The organism is Streptomyces sclerotialus, assembly GCF_040907265.1.
GTDB classification, from domain to species: Bacteria; Actinomycetota; Actinomycetes; order Streptomycetales; family Streptomycetaceae; genus Streptomyces; species Streptomyces sclerotialus.
The window spans coordinates 6,138,082-6,155,875 of sequence record NZ_JBFOHP010000002.1; the positions used below are offsets into that span (position 1 = coordinate 6,138,082).

The following is a 17,794-nucleotide window of genomic DNA, read 5'->3' on the forward strand; positions in this document are numbered from 1 at the left end:
GACAGCGGAGCTGGGTCGCCTTGTCGACCTCTCTACTTCCGGGGCGGTGGGCGAGATTCACCAGAAATGTGGCCTGCTTCACAAAACCGTCAGAAGTGGAACTATCCAGTCCGCCCAAATGTCCCTTCTGTGTGCAAGACCGATCGAAGCGTCGATCAAGGGCGTGGAATGGACGACACAACCGATAGGCAGACAAAGAAGACCGGGAAGGAGAAACGGCTCGACCTGAGCGTCCCCCAGGTGGCGGGCAGTGCGCTCGCCGCGGCGGTCGCCGCCTACCTGGCCGGTCGGCTGGGCGTCTACGGAACGGTCATCGGTGCCGGCGTGGTGAGCGTGGTCGCCACCACGGGCGGGTCGATCTTCCAGCACCTCTTCCGCCGCACCGGTGAACAGGTCAAGGAGGCGACGGTCAGCACCCGGCCCAGGCCGCGCCGCCGCCAGGAGCTCGGTCGGAGCACCACCCGGTCCGGTACGCCGACCGGTACGCGGTCCGCGTCCGGTACGCCCCCGGGGAGCCCGGCCGACGCCACGATGGTGCTGCCCACGTTCGGCAGGGACGGCGCGGAGGACGAGATCACGTCCGTCGCGGCGGCCATGGACCGGGCCGCCGAGCGGGGGCCGGCCACGAGCGCCGACGGCGCTTCCGGAGCGGGGGACGCGACACGGGCGCTGCCCGTCCTGTCGGAGGTGGCCACCCGGGCGCTGTGCCCCACCGCACCCGAGGGTGCGGAGGACGAGACCCGTCCGGTACCGCGGCACGACGCGCGTACGGTGGCGCTGCGCACGGCGGAGCCGCCCGCCGGTGCCTCCGTGGCGGAGACCTCGGCCGAGGAGGCCGGCCGGACCCTCTACGGGACCCGGTGGCGCGGCCGGCGCCGCACCTGGCTCGTCGGGCTCGCGGTCTTCCTGCTCGCGATGGCCGGGGTCACCGCCTTCGAGCTGGCCACCGGGCACGACGCGGCGGGCGGCAACGGCACGTCGGTCTCCCACCTCTTCCGGTCCGGCGGGGGCGGCGGCAGCGCCCCGACGACGCCGACGCCGTCGCCGAGCACGTCCACCGGGGACACGGAGCAGGGCGGCGGCGCCTCCGAGTCGCCGACGCCGCAGCCGGACGCCACGGACGGCGGCACCGGTTCCCCGTCCGGTTCGGACACGGACCAGGACACCGGGACGGGAAGCGGCTCGGACGGCGCGTCCACGACGCCCAGTCCGTCGCCGAGCGACGGCGACGACTCCTCCGTGGAGCCGACGCCCACGCCGACCGACGGTGCCGACGACGGTGCGGGCGGCGACCAGGACGCGGGGGAGGGGACCGGCAGCGCCCGGGACGGCGGACAGACCCCGGCCCCCGGCTCCTCCTGAAGCCGGACGCCGGTCCCGGGGCCCGCCCGGGACCGGCGCCGCGCCTCAGTCCCCGAGTACGCGCCGGAGGTACGGGTTGGCGAACACCCGCTCCGGGTCCAGCCGGTCCCGGAGGGCGGTGAACTCCCCGAAGCGCGGGTACGCCGCCGCCAGGTGTTCCGCGTCCCGGGTGTGCAGCTTGCCCCAGTGCGGGCGGCCGCCGTGCGCGGTCATGATGCGCTCGGCGGCCGTGAAGTACGCCTCGTGGGGCGTGCCCCGGTACATGTGCATCGCTATGTAGGCGGTGTCCCGCCCGGAGGCCGTGGAGAGCGGGATGTCGTCGGCGGGTGCGGTGCGCACCTCCACGGGGAAGCTGATGCGGAAGCCGGAGCGCTCCACCAGCGCGCGCAGCTCCCGTAGTGCCGCGACCGCCGCTTCCCGGGGGACGGCGTACTCCATCTCCACGAAGCGCACCCGGCGCGGGCTGGTGAACACCTTGTACGGGATGTCGGTGTACGTACGGGCGGAGAGCGCGCGGCTGGACAGCTTGGCGATGCCGGGGATGGTGGCGGGCAGTGCCCTGCCGACGGCGCAGGCGACCTGGAAGACGCCGTTGGAGAGCAGCTCGTCGTCGACCCAGCCGCTGACGGTGCCGTTCGGCGCGGCGGGGCCCTGGCTGCGGTTGTTGCGCTTGGTGTTGCAGTTCCCGGTGTGCGGGAACCAGTAGAACTCGAAGTGCTCGTTCTCCGCGACGAGGGCGTCGAAGTCCTCGGTCACCCGGTCGAAGGCCATCGGCTCTTCCCGGGCGGTGAGCAGGAACTCCGGTTCGACCGCGAAGGTCAGCTCCGTGAGGACGCCGAGCGCGCCCAGGCCCAGCCGGGCCGCCGCGAAGACGTCCGCGTTCTCCCGGGCCGAGCAGCGCAGTACGGAGCCGTCGGCGGTGACCAGCTCCAGGCCGACGATCTGGGCGGAGAGCGAGGCGGAGTCCCGGCCGGTGCCGTGGGTGCCGGTGCTGGTGGCCCCGGCGACCGTCTGCTCCATGATGTCGCCCATGTTGGCCAGCGACAGGCCGTGCCCGGAGAGCGCCGCGTTCATGTCCTTCAGGGGCGTGCCGGCGGCCACGGTGACGGTGCCGGCGGCGCGGTCCACCTTCCGTATGCCCGTCAGCCGCTCAGGGCGTATCAGGAGGCCTTCGGTGGCGGCGGCCGGGGTGAAGGAGTGGCCGGTGCCGGCCGCCTTCACGGTGAGCCCGTCGGCGGCCGCCTCCCGTACCGCCGCCGCCAGCTCCTCCGTGGAGGCCGGTGCCACGCTCCGTACGGGGCGGGCCTCGACGTTCCCCGCCCAGTTACGCCACACGCTCTCCCGCGTCGCTCGAACCACTGTCATGCGTGCCCAGCCCTCCCGTAACCGGGGGCAGGGGTGCCCCCGCCCGCGTCGGCGCCGGCCGCAGCCGGCGGTATCCGAGGAACGCGACCGCGGCCGCGAGCGCTCCGGCCACGGCCGGCACGACGTACCCCGTACGGGCCCCGGCCGCGTCCACCACCCAGCCGGCGGCCGACGAGCCGAGCGCCACCCCGACCGCGAGCCCGGTGCTCGTCCAGGTCATGCCCTCGGTCAGTTGCGCGCGTGGTACGTGCTGCTCGACCAGGGCCATGGTGGTCACCATCGTGGGTGCGATGGTCAGGCCCGCGACGAAGAGCGCCACGGCCAGGAACGGCAGGTTCCCGACCAGTTGGAGCGGGATCATACTCACGGCCATGGCGAGGACACCCAGTACCCAGCGGCGGGCCGCCGGGCCGGCCGGACGCAGCATCCCGAAGACCGCGCCGGCCAGGCAGGACCCCAGCGCGTAGATCGCCAGGACGAGGCTGGCCGCGCCCTTGTGGCCCTCCGCCTCCGCGAAGGCCACCGTCACCACGTCGATCGCCCCGAAGATCGCGCCGGTGGCGGTGAAGGTGACCACGAGGACCTGCAGGCCCCGGGAGCGGAGCGCGGAGCCCTTGGTGTGGTGCTCGCGCGGGTGCGGTACGGGCTCGGTGGCGCGCTGCGCGGTCAGCCAGAACACGCCCGCCGCCAGGAAGACGGCGGCCAGCAGCGGCCCGGCCTCGGGGAACCACGACGTGGAGAGCCCGATGGCGAGGATCGGCCCGACGATGAAGCAGAACTCGTCGACGATCGACTCCCAGGAGTACGCGGCGTGCAGCATCTCGGGGGAGCCGCGGTGCACCTCCGCCCACCGGGAGCGGACCATCGCGCCGACGCTGGGCACACAGCCCGCGCAGGCCGCGAAGACGAAGAGCGTCCAGTCGGGCCAGCGCTGCTGGGCGGCGACCAGCAGGGCGGCGAGCGCGGCGAGCGCGGCGAGGGTGGCCGGGCGCAGGACCCGGCGCTGGCCGTGCCGGTCCACCAGCCGGGAGATCTGCGGGCCGAGCACCGCGGCGGACAGCGCGACGGTCGCCGAGAGCGCGCCCGCCAGCCCGTACCGGCCGGTGAGCTGGGAGACCATCGTGACGATGCCGATGCCGGTCATGGAGAGCGGCATGCGCCCCAGGAACCCGGCGGCGGTGAAGGACTTCGTGCCGGGCCGGGCGAACAGGGCGCGGTAGGGACTGGGCAAGGGGGCGCTCCGCCAGGTGAGGATCCGCGGGGACCGCGGTGAGCCGGGTCAGGACGGCAGTAAGGAACGTACTGCAGCGATACAGCTTACGGGTGGCACGCGAACGGTGCCTCCGGTTTTCCGGCTGTCAGTGGCGGGTGGGAGGATCGAAACATGCCCGAACAGCCAGTGCCTGCTCCCTACGACGCCCTGCTCCTCCTCTCCTTCGGGGGGCCCGAAGGCCCCGACGACGTGGTCCCGTTCCTGGAGAACGTGACGCGCGGCCGCGGTATCCCCCGTGAGCGCCTCAAGGAGGTGGGACAGCACTACTTCCTGTTCGGCGGCGTGAGCCCGATCAACGCGCAGAACCGTGAGCTCCTGGACGCGCTGCGCAAGGACTTCGCCGAGCACGGCCTGGACCTGCCCGTGTACTGGGGCAACCGCAACTGGGCGCCGTACCTCACCGACACCCTGCGCGAGATGGTCCGCGACGGCCGCCGCCGCATCGCCGTGCTGGCCACCAGCGCGTACGCCTCGTACTCGGGCTGCCGCCAGTACCGCGAGAACCTGGCCGACGCGCTCGCCGCCCTGGAGGCCGAGGGGCTGGAGGTGCCGCAGGTCGACAAGTTGCGGCACTACTTCAACCACCCCGGCTTCGTCCGCCCCATGGTCGACGGTGTCCTCGCCTCCCTCGCCGAGCTGCCCGAGGACGTCCGCGCGGGCGCCCACATCGCCTTCACCACGCACTCCATCCCCACCGCCGCCGCCGACACCTCGGGACGCCCCGAGGAGCACACCGAGGACGGCGAGGGCGGCGCGTACGTCGCCCAGCACCTGGACGTGGCCGAGGTGATCGCCGAGGCGGTCCGGGAGGAGACCGGCGTCGCCCATCCCTGGCAGCTCGTCTACCAGTCCCGCAGCGGCGCCCCGCACATCCCCTGGCTGGAGCCCGACATCTGCGACCACCTGGAGACACTGCACACCCAGGGCGTCCCGGCCGTCGTGATGGCCCCCATCGGCTTCGTCTCGGACCACATGGAGGTCAAGTACGACCTCGACACGGAGGCCACCGCCAAGGCCGCCGAGCTGGGCCTGCCGGTCGCCCGCTCCGCCACCGTCGGTGCCGACCCGCGGTTCGCCGCGGCCGTCCGCGACCTGCTCCTGGAGCGCGCGGCGGCCGAGCGCGGCCGCTCCCCGGAGCGCTGCGCGCTGGGCGCCCTGGGGCCGAGCCACGACCTCTGCCCGGTCGGCTGCTGCCCCGCCCGCAGCCCCCGGCCCGCCGCGGCGGGTGCCGACCGGACCGGCGCGCCGGCGGGAGCCTAGGGGCTCGGCAGCCCCCTGAGAGCCACCTCTTCGTACGAACAAGGAGCACCGTGTCCGATCCCCTGAAGGACGCCCCGCTGCACAGCGGTGAACTGAAGGACGAACTTCTCTCGCTGGCTCTGGAGGCCGCCCGCCGGGCCGGTGAGCTGCTGCGCGACGGCCGCCCCGCCGACCTCGGGGTCGCCGCCACGAAGAGCAGCCCCATCGACGTCGTCACCGAGATGGACATCGCCTCCGAGAAGCTGATCACCGGCTTCCTCTCCGAGCGCCGCCCCGAGGACGGTTTCCTGGGGGAGGAGGGCGCCAGCTCCGAGGGTTCCAGCGGGGTGCGCTGGGTGATCGACCCGATCGACGGCACCGTCAACTACCTCTACGGGCTGCCTTCGTGGGCGGTGTCCATCGCCGCCGAGAAGGACGGCGAGACGGTCGTCGGGGTGGTCGCCGCACCGATGCGCGGCGAGACCTGCCACGCCGTCCTCGGCGGCGGCGCCTTCCTGAACAACGCGCCGGTCCGGGTGCGGCCCGCGCCGCCGCTCTCCCAGGCGCTGGTCGGCACCGGCTTCGGCTACGTGGCCGAGCGGCGCGCCGCGCAGGCGGCCGTGCTGGGCTCACTGATCCCGCAGGTGCGCGACATACGGCGGGGCGGCTCGGCCGCGATCGACCTGTGCGACGTGGCCTGCGGCCGGCTGGACGCCTACTACGAGCGCGGGCTGAACCCGTGGGACTTCGCGGCGGGCGAGCTGATCGCCCGTGAGGCCGGCGCGCGTACCGGCGGCCGCCCCGGCGCCCCGGTGTCCCACGAGCTCACCGTCGCCGCGTCCCCGGCCGTCTTCGAGGCGCTGCAGCCGCTGCTGGAGGACCTGGGCGCCTGGCACGACTGACCGGGGCCCGGGCAGGCCTGCGGGTCCGCGTACGCGCCGTACGGCCCGTGTACGCGTCCGGACACGACGAAGCGCCCCGGCACCGTCCCCTCGGTGCCGGGGCGCTTCCTCGCGCGTGTGCGGGGTCAGGCGCTGGGCGCGCCGACCTCCACACCGTGCTCGGAGGCCAGTCGCTGCAGGTCCTCCAGCTCGGCCTGCTCGACGTCGGCGAGGAAGTCGTCGCCGGTTTCGCGGGCCCGGTCCAGGTCGGCTTCGGTGTTCTTTATGCGCTGCAGAATGCCTGCGGTGAACGCGTCCATGGTGCGCCCCCTCGTCGTGGGTCGGTGGCACGGGGGTGTGCCGACGGGTGTGGGCCCCTCGTCCACGGGGGTGTGGCAGAGGGAGATCACGGCGTGGTCCCTGCGGGCTGCCGTCCGGTCGCGGGTACGGCGTCGTGCAGGGCGTGATCGCGAGTGTGCAATCGTCCTCCCCATGCCGAACCTCACGGAAACCTCAAGGAGGCGGTGAATCGCTGCCAATCGGGTAGCCGCAGTCCCGCCATGTGCCTCCGCACCTCCGCTTACAGCCGGTTTACGGCTTCTCGGGGCAGGATGGATGTGCTCGAAAAATCGTGTGTGCCCTGCTCGACGGGGCCGTGAGGAAGGACTAGCGACGTGCGTGTACTCGTCGTCGAGGACGAGCAGCTGCTCGCCGATGCGGTGGCCACCGGACTGCGCCGGGAGGCCATGGCGGTCGACGTGGTGTACGACGGCGCGGCCGCGCTGGAGCGCATCGCGGTCAACGACTACGACGTCGTCGTGCTGGACCGCGACCTGCCGCTGGTCCACGGCGACGACGTCTGCCGCAAGATCGTCGAGCTGGGCATGCCCACCCGCGTCCTGATGCTGACCGCCTCCGGCGACGTCAGCGACCGTGTCGAGGGCCTGGAGATCGGCGCCGACGACTACCTCCCCAAGCCCTTCGCCTTCACCGAGCTGACCGCCCGCGTACGGGCCCTCGGGCGCCGTACGACCGTGGCGCTGCCGCCGGTCCTGGAGCGGGCCGGCATCAAGCTCGACCCGAACCGCCGCGAGGTCTTCCGCGACGGCAAGGAGGTCCAGCTCGCGCCGAAGGAGTTCGCGGTGCTGGAGGTCCTGATGCGCAGCGAGGGCACGGTCGTCTCGGCCGAGCAGCTGCTGGAGAAGGCGTGGGACGAGAACACCGACCCGTTCACGAACGTGGTCCGGGTGACCGTCATGACGCTGCGCCGCAAGCTGGGCGAGCCCGCGGTGATCGTGACCGTACCGGGCTCCGGTTACCGGATCTGAGCAGCATGGCCTCGACACCCGCGGCGCCTCAGTCGCCGCCCGCACCGCCCAAGCCCACCTGGGACCCGAAGCCGCCGGTCCGCCCGTTCCCCTGGCTGCGCCCGACCATCCGCATACGGCTCACCCTGTTGTACGGCGGGATGTTCCTGATGGCGGGCATCGTGCTGCTGGCCATCATCTACATGCTGGCGGCCAACGCCCTCCAGGACGGCAACCAGCTGCCTTTCAAGATCATCGGTTCGGACTTCCGGATCGTCACCGACCGCTGCCCCGGCGCGGCCACCAACAACGTCGACGAGCTGAACTCGGCCATCAACACCTGCATCTCGCAGCAGCGCGCGGTGGCCCTGAACAACCTCCTGAACCGCTCCCTGATGGCGCTGGTCGGCCTGACCGTCGTCGCGTTCGCCTTCGGGTACGCGATGGCGGGCCGTGTCCTGTCGCCGCTGGGCCGCATCACGCGGACCGCGCAGCGGGTGGCCGGCTCCGACCTGCACCGGCGCATCGAGCTGGGCGGTCCGGACGACGAGCTCAAGGAGCTCGCCGACACGTTCGACGAGATGCTGGACCGGCTGGACCGCGCGTTCGAGTCGCAGCGGCGCTTCGTGGCCAACGCCTCGCACGAGCTGCGTACGCCGCTGGCGATCAACCGCACGCTCCTCGAAGTGCAGCTCGCCGACCCGGACGCCTCGCCGGAGCTGTCCCAGCTGGGCAAGACCCTGCTGGCGACCAACGAGCGCAGCGAACAGCTCGTCGAGGGCCTGCTGCTGCTCGCGCGCAGCGAGAACAAGATCGTGGACCGGAGACCGGTCGATCTCGCCGAGGTGGCCTCGCAGGCCATCGAGCAGTCCCGGGGCGAGGCCCAGGCCAAGGGCGTGGAGCTGCGCGGCGTACGCAAGCAGGTCTTCGTACAGGGCAACGGCGTCCTCCTGGAGCGCATCGCGCTGAACCTCGTACAGAACGCCGTGCGGTACAACGTGCCCGAGGAAGGCTTCGTGGAGGTGACCACCGAGGCGCAGCCCGGGTGGGCGGTGCTGGTGGTCTCCAACACGGGACCGGTGGTCCCCGCCTATGAGGTGGAGAACATCTTCGAGCCGTTCCGGCGGCTGCGTACGGAGCGCACGGGCAGCGACAAGGGGGTGGGCCTCGGCCTGTCCATCGTGCGGTCCGTCGTCCGGGCGCACGACGGCACGATCACGGCCGTGCCGCGGGAGGGCGGAGGCCTGGACATGCGCGTGGTGCTGCCGGTGTGAGAGTTCCGGCCACCGCTTCCGCGGGTCCGGCTTGACGCGGCCAGGGGCGGCCGGTCATCCTTCGCCCCGAGTTCGCTTTGCGCGGAATTCGACCGGTCCGTTCGTTGGTCCGGACGTGTGTGATCGCTCACAGGCGCGAATTCCGGGCCGTCTACTCTCCGTGATCGTCAGGACCCTCGGAAGGCCGGGAAAATCCGGGTTTCCCGGGGGTCCGATCACGGGAAGTACACGTGATGGCAAGCGCGAGGTGCGACTTTAGGACCGTGTACGGTCCTATCGCCATCCAATCCGATCACCTCTTCAGGGGTGCGGTTGGGTGTCGATTGAGTAACAGACCTTGATGTGAGGCAAAATCTCCGCCTCAGGTCGGGCACAAGTCCGGCCTCTCACGCGTTACGAGCGCTGAGACACCGCAGACACCCAGAGGGGGAGAGCGACCATGGCTACGGATTACGACACACCACGCAAGACCGATGACGACCTCAACGAGGACAGCATCGAAGAGCTGAAGTCGCGGCGGAACGACAAGTCCGCCTCGGCCGTCGACGTCGACGAGTTCGAGCAGGCCGAAGGCCTGGAGCTGCCCGGCGCCGACCTGTCCAACGAAGAGCTCGCCGTACGGGTCCTGCCCAAGCAGCAGGACGAGTTCACCTGCATGAGCTGCTTCCTGGTCCACCACCGCAGCCAGCTGGCGGCGGAGGACAAGAACGGTCAGCCCATCTGCCGCGACTGCGCGGCCTGAGGGCGGGCCGAGACCGTGGCGCGTACGGCCCCGCGAGGGAGACCGGTGGTCTCCCGGGCAGACGCCGCACAGAGCTGCGGTCACCGGGACGACAGCGTGAGGTGAAGCTCAGTGAAACCGTTCCGTAGAGGCAAGCAGGGTGAGACCGGTCCGGCGGCCGGCGCACGAACACGCGAGGAAACCGCGCCCGTGCCCGCCGACCAGGCCGCCCTCCCCGCGGAGCGGGGCACCGAAGCGCTGAGGGAGCGTGGCCGTGCGGCCACGCTCGCGGCCAGAACGGTCGACGGCGCGCGCAAGCGCGGCGTCACGGTGCGGTCGGGTCTCTCCTGGACCGCCGACCGGATCATCGACGCCGCCCCGCGGATCCCGGTCCGTGACCTGGCCACGCTGCGCCGCCAGTTCCCCGGCCTGACCCCCGAGGAGCTGGCCGACAAGCTCGTCGCGGGGGCGACGAGGGGCACCGCGACCGTCGGTGCCGGAGTGGGCGCCGCGGCCATGATGCCGGTACCGCCCGCGATGCCGGCCGAGCTGGCCGCCGAGGTCGTCGGCGTCGCCACGGTCGAGATCAAGCTCATCGCCGAGCTGCACGAGGTGTACGGCCTGCGTCCGCAGGGCGGCCTCAGAGCCCGTGGCCTGGCGTACGTCCAGGCCTGGACGGAGGAGCGCGGCGTCGACGTCGCCAGACCCGCCACGCTGAACCTCGCGCTCGGCGGCCAGATGAAGCGCGAGCTGCGCCAGCAGATCATGAAGCGCATGATGCGGAACCTGCCGAGCATGACGCCGTTCATGGTGGGCGCCGCGGTCGGCGCGTTCATGAACCGCCGGGACACCGCGAAGCTGGCCGGCAAGGTGCGCCAGGACCTGCGGCGCCGTCAGATCCCCTGGGACGCGCTCCCGGACCCGCCCCCGGCCCCCGCCCGCAAGCGGCTCAACGGCCGCGCCCGGCCCGGCCTCACGGGCCGCCGGGAGCCAGGCCTCACCGGCCGCCAGGAGCCCGGCCGGGACGACTGACCCCGGCCCCGCAGCTCCCCCTCGTACCGCCCTCAGGCCCGGATCGCCGCCAGGGCCGCCGACAGCTCCTCCGGATGCCGTGTCGACAGGTAGACGTACGGCGTCGGGTCCGCCGGATCGGTCACCTCGACCCGCACTGCCGTCGGGATGTAGCTCCGCATCACCATGAACGCGCGGGTGTCGGCCTTGTACGTACGCCACGCCCGCGCCCCCTCGGCGTCCAGGACGTGCGCCTCGCCCAGTGCCTCGGCCGGGATCTTCGCGTTCCCCGCGATCAGCGACCCGGCCACGACCCGGATGCGCGCGGAACCGTACGAGCTCACCGCGACCGCGGCCAGCGCCGCTCCGCCGATCAGCCCGCCGAGCATCGGGAGCGTCCCGAGCGGCAGCAGCATCAGGGCGCAGGCGACGCCGACGGCGGCGGCGATCACCCACCAGGAGCGGGGAGCGGTGAGACGTTCTTCGTACGACTGCATGGCTCCAGCTTGGCACGTGCGCGCGCGTGCTCCGCGCGCGCGGGTAGGGTCTCCACCTGTGAGTGGAGACAGAACATCGCTGACGCCGCCCGCGGACGCCACCGCGCCGGTGCGGCACCCCGGAGCGCCGGCGCCCGGCGAGCTGCTCGGCGCGCACTACGACCGGTGCTTCGGATGCGGAGGGGAGCAGCCGCACGGCCTGCATCTGGAGGCGCGGGCCGGCGAGGGCGTGCGGGTCAGCGCGGAGTTCACCGTCAAGGAGGCCCATCAGGGCGCTCCGGGCCTCGCGCACGGCGGTGTGCTCGCCACGGCCCTGGACGAGACGCTCGGCTCGCTCAACTGGCTCCTGCAGGCGATCGCGGTGACCGGCCGCCTGGAGACCGACTTCCTGCGGCCGGTACCGGTCGGCACGGTCCTGTACCTGGACGCCGAGGTCACCGCGGTGCACGGACGGAAGATCTACTCGCGCGCCGAAGGCCGGATCGGCGGCCCCGAGGGTCCCGTGGCGGTCCGCGCCGAGGCGGTCTTCATCGAGGTGAAGGTCGAGCACTTCATCGACAACGGCCGGCCGGAGGAGATCCGCGCCGCGATGGCCGACCCCGACCAGGTACGCCGCGCCCGCGCATTCGAGGTGAACCCGTGACCCGTCAGGCAGACGTGGCCCATCAGGCAGAGCCGGTACGGACTCCGGTGGACGTACAGATCCGGCGGGTCGATCCGGAGGTTCCGCTGCCCGCATACGGGCACCCGGGCGACGCGGGGGCCGACCTCGTCACCACCGAGGCGGCCGAACTGGCCCCGGGGGAGCGCACGGTGCTGCCCACGGGGATGGCCATCGCGCTGCCCGAGGGGTACGCCGCGTTCGTGCACCCGCGGTCGGGCCTCGCCGCCCGCTGCGGTGTGGCGCTCGTGAATGCCCCCGGGACGGTGGATGCCGGGTACCGTGGGGAGATCAAGGTGATCGTGGTCAATCTGGACCCGCGCGAGACCGTGCGGTTCGAGAGGTTCGACCGGATCGCCCAACTGGTCGTCCAGCAGGTCGAGAAGGTGCGCTTCCACGAGGTGGCGGAGCTTCCCGGCTCGGCGCGGGCCGAGGGGGGATTCGGGTCCACCGGCGGTCATGCGGCGGTGGGCGGCCCCACGGGCGGGAATGGATACGCATCGGTCGGTGCCGACCGGGAAGGACAGTGACGTGTTCGGACGTCGCAAGAAGAACGAGGCTCCAGACGACGCGGTCGAGGCGGTCGATCCTGCCGAGGAGGCGACGTCGGACGAGTCCGCCGAGGACGAGGAGAGCTACGGCGTGAGCCTCCCGCCGGCCCCGCGCCCCGACGGCCCCTGGGACATCTCCGAGGTCGGCAATCCGGGCGAGGGCCGGGTGGACCTGGGCGGCCTCTTCGTGCCGGGCGTGGAGGGCATGGAGCTGCGGGTGGAGGTCGCCGGTGACGCGATCGTCGCCGCGACCATCGTGCTGCAGGACAGCGCCGTGCAGCTGCAGGCGTTCGCGGCGCCGAAGAACGAGGGCATCTGGGGCGAGGTCCGCGCGGAGATCGCCTCCGGCATCACCCAGCAGGGCGGGGTCATCGACGAGGTCGACGGTCCGCTGGGCTGGGAGCTGCGCGCCCAGGTGCCGGTCCAGCTGCCGGACGGGACCAACGGCGTGCAGGTCGTACGCTTCGTCGGCGTGGACGGCCCGCGCTGGTTCCTGCGCGGCGTGATCTCGGGCCAGGGCGCGGTGCAGCCGCAGGCCGCCGGGCTGCTGGAGCAGATCTTCCGGGACACGGTCGTGGTGCGCGGCGAGGGCCCGATGGCGCCCCGCGACCCGATCGTCCTCAAGCTCCCCGACGACGCGCAGATGGTGCCCGAGGGCGTCCAGCAGGACGACGCCTCGCAGTCCCGCTTCGGCGGCGGCGTGGAGCGCCTGGAGCGCGGCCCGGAGATCACCGAGATCCGCTGACCGCGTCCGTACGCATCCCTGCGGCCCGCGACGCCCCGTACGGCAGGGGCGGCGCGGGCCGCGCGATGCCGTACCGTTTCGCCCCTCGCTCCCCCTATAGGGGTGCATTGAGGTCCCCTTCTCAACACAGTAGTGGGCGGTACCGACACCGCGGCACCGACAACCCCGCCGCCCGAGCGGCCCGTCAGGGTCGCGTCAAAACCGGCCCGCCCGCTCCCCCTATGCGGCCTTCGTCCCGTTCCCGCTCGGTAAGGTCGGCAGCGGAAACGGCCCGGTCATGGGCAGCTCACAGGTAAGACAATGGGGCCATGGGACGCGGCAAGCTTCGCATCTATCTCGGCGCGGCACCGGGCGTCGGCAAGACGTACGCGATGCTCTCCGAGGCGCACCGGCGCCTGGAGCGCGGCACGGACGTCGTCGTCGCGTTCGTCGAGCACTACGACCGGCCGCGTACGGAGGTGCTGCTGCACGGTCTGGAGGAGCTCGGGCGCCGGGAGCTGAGCCACCGGGGCACGGTGTTCACCGAGATGGACGTGGACGCGGTGCTGGCCCGGGCGCCCGCCGTCGCGCTGGTCGACGAGCTGGCCCACACCAACGTCCCCGGCTCCCGTAACGCCAAGCGCTGGCAGGACATCGAAGAGCTGCTCGAAGCCGGCATCGACGTGATCTCCACCGTCAACATCCAGCACCTGGAATCACTCGGTGACGTGGTGGAGTCGATAACGGGCGTCCGGCAGCGCGAGACCGTCCCCGACGAGGTGGTCCGCCGCGCCGACCAGATCGAGCTGGTCGACATGTCGCCCCAGGCGCTGCGCCGCCGCATGGCGCACGGCAACGTGTACGCCTCGGACAAGGTCGACGCCGCGCTGTCCAACTACTTCCGGCCCGGCAACCTCACCGCGCTGCGTGAGCTGGCGCTGCTGTGGGTGGCCGACCGGGTCGACGAGTACCTCCAGCAGTACCGTGCCGAGCACTCCATCCGCTCCACCTGGCAGGCACGGGAACGCATCGTCGTCGGCCTCACCGGCGGCCCCGAGGGCAAGACCCTGCTGCGCCGTGCCGCGCGGATGGCCGCCAAGGGCTCCGGCAGCGAGGTGCTGGCCGTCTACATCGCGCGCAGCGACGGACTGACCGGCGCCTCGCCCAAGGAGCTGGCCGTACAGCGCACCCTGGTCGAGGACCTGGGCGGCAGCTTCCACCACGTCATCGGCGACGACGTCCCGAGCGCCCTGCTGGAGTTCGCGCGCGGGGTGAACGCCACCCAGATCGTGCTGGGCTCCAGCCGCCGCAAGGCCTGGCAGTACGTCTTCGGGCCGGGCGTCGGCGCCACCGTCGCCCGCGACTCGGGTCCCGACCTGGACGTCCACATCGTCACCCACGACGAGGTCGCCAAGGGGCGCGGCCTGCCGGGGACGCGCGGCGCCCGGCTCAGCCGCTCCCGGGTGCTGGCCGGCTGGCTCACCGGCGTACTCGGCCCGGTCCTGCTCACGCTGCTGCTGTACAACCTGGAGAACGGCCCGGGGCTCGCCAACGACGTGCTGCTCTTCCTGTTCCTGACCGTGGCGGCCGCGCTGCTCGGCGGGCTGCTCGCCGCGCTCGCCGCCGCCGCGGTCGGCTCGGTCCTGCTGAACTTCTACTTCACACCGCCCACCCACAGCATCACCATCGCCGACCCCGAGAACATCGTCGCCATCGCGATCTTCTTCGCGGTGGGGGTGGCCGTCGCCTCGGTGGTGGACCTCGCGGCCCGCCGTACGCACCAGGCGGCCCGGCTGCGTGCCGAGGCGGAGATCCTGTCCTTCCTGGCCGGCAGCGTGCTGCGCGGCGAGACCACGCTGGACGCCCTGCTGGAGCGGGTACGCGAGACCTTCGCCATGGACGCCGTCGCCCTCCTCGAACGCGCGAGCGACGTCGAGCCCTGGACCTGCGCGGGCAGCGTCGGCGAGGGCACGGCACCGCGCCGCCCCGAGGACGCGGATGTGGACATGCCCGTCAACGAGCACATGACCCTCGCCCTCACCGGCCGCAAGCTGCCCGCCGAGGACCGCCGGGTGCTCGGCGCCTTCGCCGCCCAGGCCGCCGTCGTCCTGGACCGCCAGCGGCTGGTCGGCGAGGCCGAGCGGGCCCGCGAGCTGGCCGAGGGCAACCGCATCCGCACGGCCCTGCTCGCCGCCGTCAGCCACGACCTGCGCACCCCCCTCGCCGGCATCAAGGCCGCCGTCACCTCGCTCCGCTCCGACGACGTGGCCTGGTCCGACGAGGACGAGGCCGAGCTGCTGGCGGGCATCGAGGACGGCGCCGACCGGCTGGACCACCTGGTGGGCAACCTCCTGGACATGTCCCGGCTGCAGACCGGCACGGTCACCCCGCTGATCCGCGACACCGACCTGGACGAGGTCGTCCCGATGGCGCTCGGCGGCGTCCCCGAAGGCAGCGTCTGCCTGGACATCCCCGAGGAGCTGCCCATCGTCGCCGTCGACCCCGGCCTGCTGGAGCGGTGCGTCGCCAACCTCGTCGAGAACGCCGTGAAGTACAGCCCGGACGGCGCACGTGTCACGGTCGCCGCCAGCGCGCTCGGCGAGCGCGTCGAGGTGCGCATCGTGGACCGCGGCCCCGGTGTCCCCGACCCCGCCAAGGACCGGATCTTCGAGCCGTTCCAGCGGTACGGGGACGCCCCGCGCGGCGCCGGCGTCGGCCTCGGCCTCGCGGTCTCCCGCGGCTTCGCGGAAGCCATGGGCGGCACCCTCGCCGCCGAGGACACCCCGGGAGGCGGTCTGACCATGGTCCTGACCCTGCGCGCCGCGCCCGGCCACCCGCCGGTCAGCTCCGGCCTCCCCGCCCGGGCGACGACATGACCGCGCCCCCTCCCCGTACACCGACTGCGGCGGCCGACCGGCCGTCCGCGGGAAAGGCAGGCCCGATGAACCGGGTGCTCGTGGTCGACGACGAGCCGCAGATCGTCCGCGCCCTCGTGATCAACCTCAAGGCGCGCAAGTACGAGGTGGACGCCGCGCCCGACGGCGCCACCGCGCTCCGGCTCGCCGCCGCCCGCCACCCCGACGTGGTCGTCCTGGACCTCGGCCTGCCCGACATGGACGGCGTGGACGTGATCAAGGGCCTGCGCGGCTGGACCCGGGTGCCGATCCTGGTGCTCTCCGCCCGGCAGACCTCCGACGAGAAGGTCGAGGCGCTGGACGCGGGCGCCGACGACTACGTCACCAAGCCCTTCGGCATGGACGAGCTGCTGGCCCGGCTGCGCGCCGCCGTGCGCCGCGCCGAGCCCACCGGGCCGGCCGACGCCGCCGTCCTGGTCGAGACCGAGGGCTTCACCGTGGATCTCGCCGCCAAGAAGGTCAACCGCGGCGGCCGCGACGTCCGGCTCACCCCCACCGAGTGGCACCTGCTGGAGGTCCTGGTCCGCAACACGGGCCGCCTGGTCAGCCAGAAGCAGCTGCTCCAGGAGGTCTGGGGCCCCTCGTACGGCACGGAATCCAACTATCTGCGGGTCTACATGGCCCAGCTGCGGCGCAAGCTGGAGGCCGATCCGTCGCATCCGCGGCACTTCGTCACCGAACCGGGCATGGGCTACCGCTTCGAACAGTGATCCGGAATCTGCCCTGGTGGGCCCGCTTCCCGGGCTCGGGCCCGTGATCCGGCCGGGAGGCGGCCGGTACGCTGGCTGTATGAGTGCTGGGACCCGTTCCGAGAAGCCGGCCGGACGCTTCCGCCGGATGCTCGACAGGCTGTCCTCCTCGGAGGAGGAGCTGCAGTCCGCCGAGCTGCAGCAGGACGCGCAGGACGCGGGCTGTACGCGGATCTGCGACTGCGACGACCGCCAGATCGTGAAGGTCACGGGCACGCTGCGGCACGTCACGCTGCGTCCCCGGGCCGGGGTGCCGGCGCTGGAGGCCGAGCTGTTCGACGGCTCGGCGGCGCTGGACGTGGTCTGGCTGGGCCGCCGCGCCATCACCGGCATAGAACCGGGCCGTAAGCTCATCGCCTCCGGCCGGATCTCCATGAGCCACGGACGCCGGGTGCTGTTCAATCCGAAGTACGAACTCCGACCGCTCGGACAGGAGTAGCCGGTGACGTCGTTCGAGAAGACGACCACGAGCAACGAGGACCAGCCCGCGGGCGAAGCGGCGGCGCCGCCCGGCCGTCGCCGGGGAGCGCACGCGCCCGGCAAGGAATCCGCCGAGAAGGCCCTCCTGGAGGCGTTCGGCGGGTTCTGGGGCATGGTGGACACCACCGTGCCCGGCCTGGTCTTCGTCCTCATCTACACGATCAAGCGGGACATCCACACCGCCGCGATCGTGGCCCTCGGCCTCACGGTCGTCCTCGCGCTGGTCCGGCTGGCGCGCAGGCAGACGCTCAAGCACGCCTTCAGCGGCGTCTTCGGCGTGGCCTTCGGCGCGGTCTTCGCGATGATGTCGGGCGACGCCAAGAACTTCTACCTGCCCGGTATGCTCTACACGCTGGGCCTCGCGGTCGTCTACATCCTCTCGGCTGTCTTCCGGTACCCGCTCATCGGCGTCCTGCTCGGCCCGATCCTGCGCGAGAACCTCTCCTGGCGCACCCGCAACCCCGGCCGCTTCACGGCGTACACCAAGTCCACCTGGGCCTGGGGCATCATCCTGCTCGCCAAGTCCGCGATCCTCTTCCCGCTGTACTGGTGGGGCGACGCGACGCAGCTCGGCTGGGTCAAGGTCGCGCTCGGCATCCCCCCGTTCCTGCTCTGCGTCTACCTCACCTGGATCTTCCTCGCGAAGGCCCCGGCCCCGATCGACGTGATCGCGGAGCTGGAGGAGAAGGAGAAGGCCGAGGCCGCCGGGGCCGATGCGCCCAGCGCCTGAGCAACCCGCGTACGACGAGGGCCCGGGACCACGACGGTCCCGGGCCCTTCGTAC

The 17,794-nt window shown here is 72.5% G+C and carries 18 protein-coding genes; 14 read left to right on the forward strand and 4 right to left on the reverse strand.

Annotation, left to right across the window (positions count from 1 at the left end; all coding sequences use genetic code 11):
* The first annotated feature begins 168 nt into the window (after window positions 1-168).
* Window positions 169-1,362 (forward strand): hypothetical protein, encoded by a 1,194-nt coding sequence (locus AAC944_RS27135; protein ID WP_030618619.1) that lies wholly within the window; start codon window positions 169-171, stop codon window positions 1,360-1,362.
* Window positions 1,363-1,407: 45 nt separating this feature from the next.
* Here the strand turns inward: AAC944_RS27135 and AAC944_RS27140 are convergent, their stop codons facing one another.
* Complete coding sequence (locus tag AAC944_RS27140) at window positions 1,408-2,727, reverse strand: D-arabinono-1,4-lactone oxidase (RefSeq protein WP_030618616.1); 1,320 nt, start codon at window positions 2,725-2,727, stop codon at window positions 1,408-1,410.
* Window positions 2,687-3,958 (reverse strand): MFS transporter, encoded by a 1,272-nt coding sequence (locus AAC944_RS27145; RefSeq protein WP_030618614.1) that lies wholly within the window; start codon window positions 3,956-3,958, stop codon window positions 2,687-2,689. The genes AAC944_RS27140 and AAC944_RS27145 overlap by 41 nt, the downstream gene beginning before the upstream one ends.
* A gap of 153 nt (window positions 3,959-4,111) precedes the next feature.
* Here AAC944_RS27145 and AAC944_RS27150 point away from each other — a divergent pair, with 153 nt between their 5' ends.
* Complete coding sequence (locus AAC944_RS27150; RefSeq protein WP_030618612.1) at window positions 4,112-5,260, forward strand: ferrochelatase; 1,149 nt, start codon at window positions 4,112-4,114, stop codon at window positions 5,258-5,260.
* A gap of 50 nt (window positions 5,261-5,310) precedes the next feature.
* Window positions 5,311-6,141 carry an inositol monophosphatase family protein gene (locus AAC944_RS27155; protein ID WP_078888730.1) on the forward strand — a complete coding sequence of 277 codons (831 nt, stop codon included), beginning with the start codon at window positions 5,311-5,313 and terminating at the stop codon, window positions 6,139-6,141.
* Between the two features lie 125 nt (window positions 6,142-6,266).
* Here the strand turns inward: AAC944_RS27155 and AAC944_RS27160 are convergent, their stop codons facing one another.
* On the reverse strand, window positions 6,267-6,440 hold the full coding sequence (locus tag AAC944_RS27160; RefSeq protein WP_169746148.1) for a hypothetical protein: 174 nt from the start codon (window positions 6,438-6,440) through the stop codon (window positions 6,267-6,269).
* A 354-nt stretch (window positions 6,441-6,794) separates the two neighbouring features.
* Between AAC944_RS27160 and AAC944_RS27165 the strand changes: the two genes are divergently transcribed.
* From AAC944_RS27165 to AAC944_RS27180, 4 genes are all read left to right on the forward strand, one after another.
* On the forward strand, window positions 6,795-7,448 hold the full coding sequence (locus AAC944_RS27165) for a response regulator transcription factor (RefSeq protein WP_030062975.1): 654 nt from the start codon (window positions 6,795-6,797) through the stop codon (window positions 7,446-7,448).
* A 5-nt stretch (window positions 7,449-7,453) separates the two neighbouring features.
* Entirely contained in the window at window positions 7,454-8,701 is a 1,248-nt protein-coding gene (locus AAC944_RS27170; protein ID WP_030618608.1) for a sensor histidine kinase, read from the forward strand.
* A gap of 439 nt (window positions 8,702-9,140) precedes the next feature.
* On the forward strand, window positions 9,141-9,443 hold the full coding sequence (locus AAC944_RS27175) for a DUF4193 domain-containing protein (RefSeq protein WP_003982531.1): 303 nt from the start codon (window positions 9,141-9,143) through the stop codon (window positions 9,441-9,443).
* 189 nt (window positions 9,444-9,632) lie between these two features.
* On the forward strand, window positions 9,633-10,454 hold the full coding sequence (locus tag AAC944_RS27180) for a hypothetical protein (protein ID WP_030618605.1): 822 nt from the start codon (window positions 9,633-9,635) through the stop codon (window positions 10,452-10,454).
* Window positions 10,455-10,486: 32 nt separating this feature from the next.
* Here the strand turns inward: AAC944_RS27180 and AAC944_RS27185 are convergent, their stop codons facing one another.
* Window positions 10,487-10,930 carry a DUF3093 domain-containing protein gene (locus tag AAC944_RS27185; protein WP_030618602.1) on the reverse strand — a complete coding sequence of 148 codons (444 nt, stop codon included), beginning with the start codon at window positions 10,928-10,930 and terminating at the stop codon, window positions 10,487-10,489.
* A 58-nt stretch (window positions 10,931-10,988) separates the two neighbouring features.
* Between AAC944_RS27185 and AAC944_RS27190 the strand changes: the two genes are divergently transcribed.
* The 7 genes from AAC944_RS27190 (at window position 10,989) to AAC944_RS27220 (ending at window position 17,740) form a co-directional block, all read left to right on the forward strand.
* Window positions 10,989-11,573 (forward strand): PaaI family thioesterase, encoded by a 585-nt coding sequence (locus AAC944_RS27190; RefSeq protein WP_030618599.1) that lies wholly within the window; start codon window positions 10,989-10,991, stop codon window positions 11,571-11,573.
* Window positions 11,570-12,121: a dUTP diphosphatase gene (dut, locus tag AAC944_RS27195; protein WP_368396461.1), complete on the forward strand. Its 552-nt coding sequence runs from the start codon at window positions 11,570-11,572 to the stop codon at window positions 12,119-12,121. The genes AAC944_RS27190 and dut overlap by 4 nt, the downstream gene beginning before the upstream one ends.
* Before the next feature lies 1 nt (window position 12,122).
* Window positions 12,123-12,887, forward strand: coding sequence for a DUF3710 domain-containing protein (locus AAC944_RS27200; RefSeq protein WP_030618592.1), 765 nt, complete (start codon window positions 12,123-12,125; stop codon window positions 12,885-12,887).
* Between the two features lie 308 nt (window positions 12,888-13,195).
* On the forward strand, window positions 13,196-15,742 hold the full coding sequence (locus AAC944_RS27205; protein ID WP_030618589.1) for a DUF4118 domain-containing protein: 2,547 nt from the start codon (window positions 13,196-13,198) through the stop codon (window positions 15,740-15,742).
* Between the two features lie 65 nt (window positions 15,743-15,807).
* Entirely contained in the window at window positions 15,808-16,491 is a 684-nt protein-coding gene (locus AAC944_RS27210) for a response regulator (RefSeq protein ID WP_030618587.1), read from the forward strand.
* A gap of 79 nt (window positions 16,492-16,570) precedes the next feature.
* Window positions 16,571-16,969, forward strand: a complete 399-nt coding sequence (locus AAC944_RS27215) for an OB-fold nucleic acid binding domain-containing protein (RefSeq protein ID WP_078888729.1) — start codon at window positions 16,571-16,573, stop codon at window positions 16,967-16,969.
* A gap of 3 nt (window positions 16,970-16,972) precedes the next feature.
* Complete coding sequence (locus tag AAC944_RS27220; protein WP_078888728.1) at window positions 16,973-17,740, forward strand: DUF3159 domain-containing protein; 768 nt, start codon at window positions 16,973-16,975, stop codon at window positions 17,738-17,740.
* Window positions 17,741-17,794 lie beyond the last annotated feature (54 nt).

Coding starts and splice junctions, on each gene's coding strand:
- AAC944_RS27140 (WP_030618616.1), bottom strand. CDS start 2,727: ATGACAGTGGTTCGAGCGACGCGGGAGAGCGTGTGGCGTAACTGGGCG.
- AAC944_RS27135 (WP_030618619.1), top strand. CDS start 169: ATGGACGACACAACCGATAGGCAGACAAAGAAGACCGGGAAGGAGAAA.
- AAC944_RS27150 (WP_030618612.1), top strand. CDS start 4,112: ATGCCCGAACAGCCAGTGCCTGCTCCCTACGACGCCCTGCTCCTCCTC.
- AAC944_RS27170 (WP_030618608.1), top strand. CDS start 7,454: ATGGCCTCGACACCCGCGGCGCCTCAGTCGCCGCCCGCACCGCCCAAG.
- AAC944_RS27215 (WP_078888729.1), top strand. CDS start 16,571: ATGAGTGCTGGGACCCGTTCCGAGAAGCCGGCCGGACGCTTCCGCCGG.
- AAC944_RS27160 (WP_169746148.1), bottom strand. CDS start 6,440: ATGGACGCGTTCACCGCAGGCATTCTGCAGCGCATAAAGAACACCGAA.
- AAC944_RS27175 (WP_003982531.1), top strand. CDS start 9,141: ATGGCTACGGATTACGACACACCACGCAAGACCGATGACGACCTCAAC.
- AAC944_RS27210 (WP_030618587.1), top strand. CDS start 15,808: ATGAACCGGGTGCTCGTGGTCGACGACGAGCCGCAGATCGTCCGCGCC.
- AAC944_RS27205 (WP_030618589.1), top strand. CDS start 13,196: ATGGGACGCGGCAAGCTTCGCATCTATCTCGGCGCGGCACCGGGCGTC.
- AAC944_RS27185 (WP_030618602.1), bottom strand. CDS start 10,930: ATGCAGTCGTACGAAGAACGTCTCACCGCTCCCCGCTCCTGGTGGGTG.